Annotated in this window: 2 protein-coding genes; one reads left to right on the top strand and one right to left on the bottom strand. The window is 60.3% G+C overall.

Annotated features, from left to right (window positions below; genetic code table 11):
- The first annotated feature begins 133 nt into the window (after window positions 1–133).
- Complete coding sequence (locus RM530_RS18295) at window positions 134–1210, top strand: DMT family transporter (RefSeq protein ID WP_311366706.1); 1077 nt, start codon at window positions 134–136, stop codon at window positions 1208–1210.
- Window positions 1211–1370: 160 nt separating this feature from the next.
- Here the strand turns inward: RM530_RS18295 and RM530_RS18300 are convergent.
- A partial coding sequence (locus tag RM530_RS18300; protein ID WP_311366707.1) for an integrase core domain-containing protein occupies window positions 1371–1715 on the bottom strand: 345 nt, incomplete at its 5' end.

Here is a 1715-nt window from a genome sequence, read left to right on the forward strand (position 1 = left end):
ACATATTCATGGACATCGTGGACATCGTGCCCAGGAGCGTGTAAGTGAATCCCCAGCACGCGGACCAGCGCGAGCACGCAGCACAGTGCTGCGACGATTGAATGGGAAGTCTTCATTGGAGCCGGATCATCGCATGGCTGCTACCACATCACCAAACCTCGGCGACAGAACACCGCGCAGGCCACCCGGTGCTGGGGTGGCCTTGTTGGCGGCGTTGTTGTTCGGTGCGAGTACGCCCATCGCCAAGCTGTTGCTGGCCGACGCAAGCCCGTGGATGGTCGCCGGGCTGTTGTATCTCGGATCCGGCGTCGGTCTGTTTCTCGCGCGCAGTCTGAGGCCCGCCCAACGCGTTCGACTGGCTCCGAGGGAATGGCTGTGGCTTGCCGGGGCGATCACGGCCGGCGGCATCGCTGCCCCCGTATTATTGATGCAGGGGCTTCTCCATATGCCGGCGTCAGGGGCCTCGCTGCTGCTCAATTTTGAAGGCGTGTTCACCGCATTGCTGGCATGGTTCGCCTTCAAGGAGAACTTCGACCGCCGGATTGCGCTGGGCATGCTGGCCATTGTCGCGGGAGCGATCGTCCTGAGCTGGCCGGAGGAGCTGACATTCCGGGGCGTGCTACCCAGCGTGCTGGTCCTCATGGCATGTCTGGCATGGGCGCTCGACAACAACCTGACGAGGCAGGTATCGCTGGCCGATGCGGGCTGGATCGCTTCGATCAAGGGGCTGGTTGCCGGAAGCGTCAATCTTGCGCTGGCCTTGTTGCTTGGTGCTTCGCTCCCATCCTGGAATATTGCTCTCGCCACGCTGGCACTCGGGTTTATCGCTTACGGTCTCAGCCTGACCTTGTTTGTCGTGGCGCTCCGGCAGTTGGGGACTGCACGCACCGGAGCGTATTTCTCGGTTGCCCCGTTTTTTGGTGCGCTGCTAGCGGTGGTGTTTTTTGATGATCCCCTTTCCGGGCGATTGATTGCAGCGGGAGGGTTGATGGCGTTGGGCATCTGGCTGCATGTCAGCGAGCGGCACGATCACGAGCATCGCCACGAAGCCATGGAGCACGAACATGAGCATGAGCATGATTTGCACCACCAGCATGTTCACCCCTATCCCATAGCACCGGAAACACGGCATACCCACACTCATTGCCACGCCTCGATGACGCACACCCATCCGCACTATCCGGACGCCCATCATCCGCATAAGCACTGATTGATATTGATAAGGGGTTACGGTGACGGGGGTTACGGTGTCGGTATACAAAACGCACGAATTGGTTCGGACTGAATAGGGGAAACAGTAAACTGTCACCGTAAACTGGAGCTGGTGCAGGTAGAGTGGACCCGTCTGTCAAGACAAATTACGTTCGAGTTTAAGCTGCATCCGCCTCTTCGATTGCAGCGGAACGGCGCCGCGCCGTGGTCGCGCGTGTGGACTTTCCACGCACGTTAAAGTGGTCCGGAATACTCGCGCCGCCACCGACTCCGGCGGCGTACACCTCGTCTGGCGTCCGGTAGTCCAGCGCCTGATGCGGTCGCTCGCCGTTGTAGAAGGCGAAGTACTCCGTCAGGCCCAGCGTCAGCTCGGCGACCGTGCCGTAGCCTTTCAGGTAGACGTCTTTGTACTTGACGCTGCGCCAGAGCCGCTCAACGAAAATGTTGTCCAGGGCGCGGCCTCGTCCGTCCATACTGATCGCGATGTCCGCGCGCTTGAGGAT

Source organism: Banduia mediterranea (assembly GCF_031846245.1).
Lineage (GTDB): Bacteria > Pseudomonadota > Gammaproteobacteria > Nevskiales > Nevskiaceae > Banduia > Banduia mediterranea.